Origin of the sequence: Candidatus Nitrosotalea sp. FS (assembly GCF_011319475.1) — an archaeon.
GTDB lineage: Archaea > Thermoproteota > Nitrososphaeria > Nitrososphaerales > Nitrosopumilaceae > Nitrosotalea.
The window spans coordinates 1-7,174 of the sequence record NZ_RCMC01000028.1; the positions used below are offsets into that span (position 1 = coordinate 1).

The window sequence follows — 7,174 nt, forward strand, 5'->3', positions numbered from 1 at the left end:
CAAGTGATGTAGGAGTTCCAGTTCTACTTCGGTCTTCATGTTCTTCTTTAGAAAATGATCTCCATTCTGGACCGGATTCTTCTACACGTTCAGTAAGTACAAAACCACAACCGCCGCAAAACATTTCTCCGGTAGTGTTGTCAGTTACCATTGGACCTTTTCCACAACGAGGACAACGTCCACCAGAACCAAAGGATTCGCGAGCCATATAATATCTTATAAGAATTTCGATTAACATAAATAAAAAGGTTTAACTACAAGTATTTATTCAATTAATCACTAATTATATGGTAGAAACATATGAAAATTACATGTTATCTTCTATTAATATATGAATATTAGAATTAGTGCATTATAATCTTGGCATAATAATTTATTTTTTGATGATGATTTGTGAAACAAAATTAATCTCTCTCATCAACAAAAATATTTTTTAATTTATTTTTCAAAATTATTTTTAAAAATTTTTGACAATTTTTTTAAAAAAATTTATTTTAAAATTATTTTTGCCAGCTCAAGCAAAACCTTAAATACATTTGTTTTGCAGAACGGGCATTAAATAAAATGGAACAATGTCCACTTTGTTGTGAATCACAGCCGTCTAACCAGGCACTGGCGATTCACCTAAAGAAAATCCACCCACAGAGAAACACTGCTATTCAAATAATGCAATAAAACTCTGCGGGGAGATTAGTCGTAGGATATATCCAATCTAGGTTATCCGCGAATTTTTTGTTTTTTATTAAAATGATTCCAAGCGTGAGCCACGCTGTTTTCCTGTAATCTTGTCAGCTAAATTTAGTATACTGTAACCGTATTTCACACCTGAAATTAAAAACCAACTTTATCAGTGGTATCCATGACAACATTCGCAAACAATTGGCAAAGGCCTCAAACACCAAGCCTTGGTGAAAAAATTAATGATGTACTAAAACCAAAAGGTGCTCTAAAACCAAGATTAGAGACTGGAATAAAGAGACTCCAAACTCAAATTGGTAAATTAGACGGAATGATTACAAAGCTAAAACAAAGAGATGAAAAGTTATTCAAGAGAATTGTAGTTGCAACACAAAATCACGATATCACTACAAGCAAAGTTTTATCAAAAGAACTTGCTGAAGTTAGAAAAGTAACAAAGCTTTTAGGAAATGCTAGAATCGCTCTAGAACAGATAGAACTCAGACTAAGCACATTCCACGACTTGGGAGACACAGTAGTCACTATCATGCCTACAATAGGCCTGATGAAGAACCTAAGATCCTCGCTTATCAAGTTCATGCCAGAGGCTGACCGTGAGCTTACTGGAATGACTGAAATGCTCGGAGGTCTTATGACTGACACATTCCACAGTGGAGACTTTGGAATCGACTCTAACGCTTCAAGCGAAGAATCTGAAAAGATTCTCCAAGAAGCTTCCGCAGTCGCAGAGGCAGCAATCAACGACAAACTGCCCTCAATGCCTGTGGACCAATCTTCCTCTTCAGCACGCTACGTCTAGACTGTCTTATTGTGAGATAGTCTGTAGCGGAAATATGTTTGATACAAGACTAGTGATACCACTAGTACTGCAGAGGCAGTCACAAACATAGCTGCATATCCCAGGGATTTTGTCAGTTCTCCTGTAACAAGAGAGCCTGCAAATACTCCTATTCCTGTTACTGCGCTGTTTACTCCCAAATATTTTCCCTCAAATCCCTGTGGGATGCTCTTGAAAAATATCACAGAGCTAGAAGTACTAAAGATTGAAAATGCAATTACCATCATACAAGCAGATGTTATTGTAACCGGAAAACCCAATGCTCCTGCCATGAAGAACAATGAAATGGCAGGAATCAGTACCGCCAAAATTCTTGGTATGTGCGCCAGGATGGTTGATCTTTCTTCCCCGAATTTTGATATTATTTTTGGGGCAATAAAGAAAACAAGTANTAATGATCCTGTAATGAAGAACAATGAAATGCCAGGAATCAGTACCGCTAAAATTCTTGGTACGTGCGCCAGAATGGTTGATCTTTCTTCTCCAAATTTTGATATTATTTTTGGAGCAATAAAGAAGACTAGCAACATGGTTATCATCTGAACTGCATAATTTAGAAATACATCGCCATTTGAAAAATGCTGATTTTTCAAAAATGGCGTCCAGGCAGTAAAGTACACATTGCTTCCAAAATAAAAGAAAAACGATGCCAAATAGAATATGCCTATCTCGTTGCTAATTTTTCCCTTGAATAGTGCAATTATGTGCCTAAAATCATACGCTTCAAGAAACTTTGGGAAAATAAAATGATGGTTACTTATTGAGTAGCGTAGGCCATGCAAAGAATGTGCGATGCTGCTTCTCTCTATGTGAATACCGTCGCCTTTCACAGATGTACTCAAGATCATAGCTATGCCACTTGATGCGGCGCAGATCAAAAAATATGGCCTCAGATCAAAATAGAAACTCCCAACAGTTCCAATTACCATGGCAACTAACATTCCAAGTGAACCGATGATTGATGTCCTGGCAAACAGCCAACTCCAGAGATTCTNTCCGACAGTTCCAATTATCATGGCAACCAACATTCCAAGTGAACCAATGATTGATGTCCTGGCAAACAGCCAACTCCAGAGATTCTTTTGTACTGATTCCATCACAAGAAGCTGCGTGACTGGGCTTCTTGCAACCATGAAAAAACCAAGCACTATTGCTAATAAATAAAGGACATAAACTGAATTGGTAAAATACATTCCAATACTGCAAAGCAGAACAAAAAAGAATGAAGTGACAAGTATAGGTCTCTTGGAATGAAACCTATCAATTATTCGTCCCCATGCCAATGAACCAATTGTTATGGCGCCATTTTGCAGGGCAGATATGATAGCTACCTCTCCTATGTCTCCGCCAAGAAAGATCACGTATAATGGAATCACGGTGCTTAATCCTTGGGCAGTAATTTGGGATGGCAACAGATACCACATCCACCGTTTATTTTGAAGTTGCATCGTTCGAGGTAATCAGAGATTGGGCATTATTGTATAATGCATTTGAAAAATTTCCATAGTTTTGTCTATTCTTTGCTATTTGTGGAAAAATTTTATCATGCAGAAGTGTGAGGACCACACATGGTGTGATACGCTCAAAGCATGCTGACCTTTGTCATCATTTTCCTTCGGGGGTACCTTGGGATGCTTCTATGTGGAAAGTTTTACCTTTCGCACATCACACATTGACTGCATGACGCCTACCTTGGGAGGATGTCCTTTGATAGGGAGTATTAGTACGTGAGCAAAATATTTAAGGTTTATGTAAGATTTGATCCTAAAAGTTTGAAAATTTTTTGATTGTTCAAAGTTGTTGCATGATTCGTGAAATAGTTTAAAATTTTTTTATGAAAGCTTTTATGATGCGATGACGTAATTGAGCCATGAAAAAGGACGGGGATGTGTATCAACTTATTTACGAATCAAATCTAGACAGCAAGCTAGAACAGATTCTGATTGGATTGGTAAAAGACAATCCTTCTCCAAAGATCGAAGCAATCATCAAGAAATTTCTTCTGTATGTTCAACATTCTACGGAAAATTTCTGGACTACGTATTACAGTGCAAAAACATACGAAGAGAAACTGGATTGCTACTACCAATATTCTAAAAACCAATGCCTTGCGACCGAGGTACTCGTAAGAGACCTTGGTTCATTGTCTTCTGATGATGAAATAAAAGAAAATCTGGATACACTAGTAAAAGAGAGTTTTACATTCTAGGTTAGAGAAGATTCGGTCTTAGGTCTAGTCTCTTTAAATTTAGCTATCTTGGTACCTTCCTCGTTTACTACCTGATCAATACTGATTAGCCTTTCCCGCAGGTTTGTGATCATTACTGCAANCTCCTCGTTTACTACCTGATCAATACTGATCAGTCTTTCTCGAAGGTTGGTGATCATTACTGCAACATCATCTGCTTCTTTCTCAACCTNAGTTTCTTTAAATTTTGCTATCTTGGTGCCTTCGTCGTTTACTACTTGATCAATGCTGATTAGCCTTTCCCGCAGGTTGGTGATCATTACTGCAACATCGTCTGCTTCTTTCTCAACCTCACCTCTTTTCTGTTGTAAGGTCTTGATGCCTTGCTTTTCTTCTTCTATGTATTGACCTACCTTGACAAGTTTCTCCTTTAGATTCTTGATATCTACTGATTCATCTTCGATGTTTTTTTCTAGGTTAGTTCGCTTGTCTTTAAGGTCCTTAATCATTAGACCAACATAGTCTATAGCTTCTTCTAACTTGGTCCTCTTGTCCATCAGTGCCTTAATTCCTATATCCTCACTTGACGTACTCATACGAGTTTGTTGAATAGGTTCCGGTATTTTTACTTGTTCTGAAGGGCGAAAACGGGATTCTTCCATGACTTCAGATGCCTTTGCATCCCCCATCGCTGGCTCATATTGAAAAACCTTGCCTGATTGGTCCGCGTTCTTATTCTCGGGTCCTGAAGAAACGTATCCCATTCCGTCCTTTTTCTTTCGGAATTTGTCGAACATACCGCNGCGGGATTCTTCCATGACTTCGGATGCCTTTGCATTCCCCATCTCTGGTTCGTATTGAAAAACCTTGCCTGACTGGTCCGCGATCTTATTCTCAGGTCCTGGAGAAACAGATCCAATTACATCCTTTTTCTTTCGGAATTTGTCGAACATATCTCTTGGTTATTGTTATTTTTAATATATAAAAAGTTAGTAAATGGAAACTGATCCAAATCTAGTTTCATTCTATTGAACTTGATCAAAATGACTGCTAATAGGATTGAGATATATTTAGAGACCGAATCCTTGGTTCGAGTTGAAGAACAAAGTCAACCTGCTCCCAATAGTGGAGGACATCATTGGGTTAGATCATATGATGAGGTTTGCTGCAATAANTTTGGTTCGAGTTGAAGAACAAAGTAAACCTGCTTCCAATAGTGGAAGATATCATTGGATTAGATCAAATGATGAGGTTTGCTGCAATATAGACCTAAAGGGAAACATATCTGAAGCAATAATGAAGGAAGGCAAGACCTCACTAAAGTCACAAAAGGAAGAAGAACATTTCTGTAAGCAAGTAGCAATGAGGAGAAAAATCAGGCAACAGTTTGACAAAAGCCTTGGACCTGTAAACTATGTGCACATTGAGCGCCAAANCAGTTTGACAAGAGCCTTGGACCAGTAAACTATGTGCATATCGAGCGTCAAAAGATTACCCAGATTGTAGTCTATCCAAAACGCAAGACCGTATACGTTACAATGGAACCAAACATGGACATCAAACGAAAGCTGGAAATTGTAGAACTAATCAAAAAGAGAACTGCGAAATTATAAAAAATTAAGGAGAATAAAATTTCTCCAGATAACTAGATTTACTCTGTTGCTGGCTGAGGGGTCCCTTCGCCTACTACATCAGCAGTAGCAAAGCGTCCGCCTACCTGTGTAATCTTTATTTTTGCGTTCTGACCTACTTGCCCGCCTTTGACGAATATAACAAAACCTTCAACTCTTGCAATACCGTCTCCTTTTCTGCTGATCTCAGTTATGGATACATCATATTCCTTGCCAGTTTCTACTGGTTTTGGTCTATTGTCTTCAAATCTTCGACCTCCGCCGAATCTTCGACCGCCTCCATATCGTCTATCTCTGCCGTATTCTCGGCTTGGGCTTTCACCAAAACCACTGTCGTTAAAGCTCACCGTTGCACCTCCTTCCTAGCCAGTTATTTTTTTACCATATAAAATCCCTACTTGATTTCCTTCCCCCGCTTCCCAATATGTCAAAAATTGGCTGTTCCAAGGCCTGAAACAGCCGTTCCGCTATGCGTTCCGCTGTGAGATTTCATGATGTCCCTGATAAAACATCGGTTCCATAATACCTCCATGTCAAAACAACAATACAGGTCCGAAATGGGCATCATAGCCGATATCCTTGGAGTAACCATGGATGGAGGAACACAAGGAGTGATTGTCTCAGCAATATCCAGAAGAGCAAACCTATCACATTATGCTGTGCTTGAAAAATGCCAGAAATTGATAGATGCAGGATTAGTAGAGTCAATGAAAGCCGAAAGAAACAGGCTCTTCAGAGTCACTGAGAAGGGAATAAGATTCTTCCAAGAATTCCAAAGATTCCAGGGTGTAATGCAAGGCCTTAACCTCAGGTATTAGATATGCAGCGGGGATATCAAATAGTTGAGGTACAGGAAGCGTTACCGGAAGGAATGATTTTTGTAAGGATCCCTTATATCCTCACAACAATGGTCAGGGCTCCAGTTGTAGCTGTATGCTTTCTTTTGCTTACACTCTCATCCTTTGTCCAGTACGCCATAGGCAGCCCTAAGGTTCTTGATTTTACAATTTATGCAGACGGTACAACCCATGTTTTCTATCAAACTGATGTAGATCCACAATCGCCAGATTTCAGTATGAATGCATATGGAACCAGCATTGAAAATCTTGTCGTACAAGACGAAAATGGAACCTTGCTTTCAAGTAAGGTGGACACAAATGCTGTAACAGTGGCAACTTTGGGGGCTTCTACAATCAAAGTAGATTATGATACTCCTGATTTAATATCAAAAAATGGAAAGACCTGGACTTTTCATGTAAATTCTCCTGTTGACTATTCAATACTTTTACCAAAAAATACTGTAATTGTTGGAATGAGTGAGTCTCCATTAAACATGCAGGTAGTTGATGACCAGTCGCTCANCAAGGTAGACACAAATGCTGTAACAGTGGCAACATTGGGAGCCTCTACAATCAAGGTAGATTATGATACTCCTGATTTGATATCGAAAAATGGAAAGACCTGGACTTTTCATGTAAATTCTCCTGTTGATTATTCAATACTTTTGCCAAAAAATACTGTAATTGTAGGAATGAGCGCATCTCCATTAAACATGCAGGTAGTTGATGACCAGTCGCTCATATCATTGCCACGTGGTACATCCGATATCAGCTACGTCTTTGGTGTTTTGGGTACAAGCCAGACTGCTACTTTGGCAATTCAAAAAGCTCAAGATTTTATCAATACTTTGAATTCTACCGGTGTAAAAACTCCGTTGGCTCTAGCAAAGCTTGCAGAAGCTAGGGCTGATTTTGATCAAGGAAAATATTCTGATGCAGAATCTCTCGCAAACTCGGCAAAGAATATTGCCTTACAAGA

General features: G+C 38.8%; 5 protein-coding genes and 3 pseudogenes. 4 read left to right on the top strand and 4 right to left on the bottom strand.

Going from position 1 to position 7,174, the window contains the following annotated elements; all coding sequences use genetic code 11:
* A partial coding sequence (locus tag DYY66_RS01285; RefSeq protein ID WP_304515729.1) for a TFIIB-type zinc ribbon-containing protein occupies nt 1-208 on the bottom strand: 208 nt, incomplete at its 3' end.
* Nucleotides 209-859: 651 nt separating this feature from the next.
* On the opposite strand from DYY66_RS01285, the gene DYY66_RS01290 reads away from it, so the two are divergent.
* On the top strand, nt 860-1,498 hold the full coding sequence (locus DYY66_RS01290) for a Snf7 family protein (protein ID WP_166285531.1): 639 nt from the start codon (nt 860-862) through the stop codon (nt 1,496-1,498).
* A 431-nt stretch (nt 1,499-1,929) separates the two neighbouring features.
* On the opposite strand, the pseudogene DYY66_RS15635 reads toward DYY66_RS01290, so the two are convergent.
* A pseudogene (locus tag DYY66_RS15635) lies at nt 1,930-2,531 on the bottom strand (MFS transporter); the annotation flags it as partial.
* Between the two features lies 1 nt (nt 2,532).
* Nucleotides 2,533-2,985: pseudogene (locus tag DYY66_RS15640) on the bottom strand (MFS transporter); the annotation flags it as partial.
* Between the two features lie 422 nt (nt 2,986-3,407).
* Between DYY66_RS15640 and DYY66_RS01300 the strand changes: the two are divergent.
* Both DYY66_RS01300 and DYY66_RS13690 read left to right on the top strand, forming a co-directional pair.
* Complete coding sequence (locus DYY66_RS01300; RefSeq protein WP_166285535.1) at nt 3,408-3,746, top strand: hypothetical protein; 339 nt, start codon at nt 3,408-3,410, stop codon at nt 3,744-3,746.
* A gap of 1,222 nt (nt 3,747-4,968) precedes the next feature.
* Nucleotides 4,969-5,160, top strand: a pseudogene (locus DYY66_RS13690) (hypothetical protein); the annotation flags it as partial.
* Between the two features lie 216 nt (nt 5,161-5,376).
* On the opposite strand, the gene DYY66_RS01320 reads toward DYY66_RS13690, so the two are convergent.
* Nucleotides 5,377-5,703, bottom strand: a complete 327-nt coding sequence (locus tag DYY66_RS01320; RefSeq protein ID WP_166285541.1) for a TRAM domain-containing protein — start codon at nt 5,701-5,703, stop codon at nt 5,377-5,379.
* A gap of 210 nt (nt 5,704-5,913) precedes the next feature.
* Here DYY66_RS01320 and DYY66_RS01325 point away from each other — a divergent pair, with 210 nt between their 5' ends.
* Complete coding sequence (locus tag DYY66_RS01325; RefSeq protein ID WP_166285543.1) at nt 5,914-6,174, top strand: winged helix-turn-helix domain-containing protein; 261 nt, start codon at nt 5,914-5,916, stop codon at nt 6,172-6,174.
* Nucleotides 6,175-7,174 lie beyond the last annotated feature (1,000 nt).

Coding starts and splice junctions, on each gene's coding strand:
- DYY66_RS01290 (WP_166285531.1), top strand. CDS start 860: ATGACAACATTCGCAAACAATTGGCAAAGGCCTCAAACACCAAGCCTT.
- DYY66_RS01300 (WP_166285535.1), top strand. CDS start 3,408: ATGAAAAAGGACGGGGATGTGTATCAACTTATTTACGAATCAAATCTA.
- DYY66_RS01325 (WP_166285543.1), top strand. CDS start 5,914: ATGGGCATCATAGCCGATATCCTTGGAGTAACCATGGATGGAGGAACA.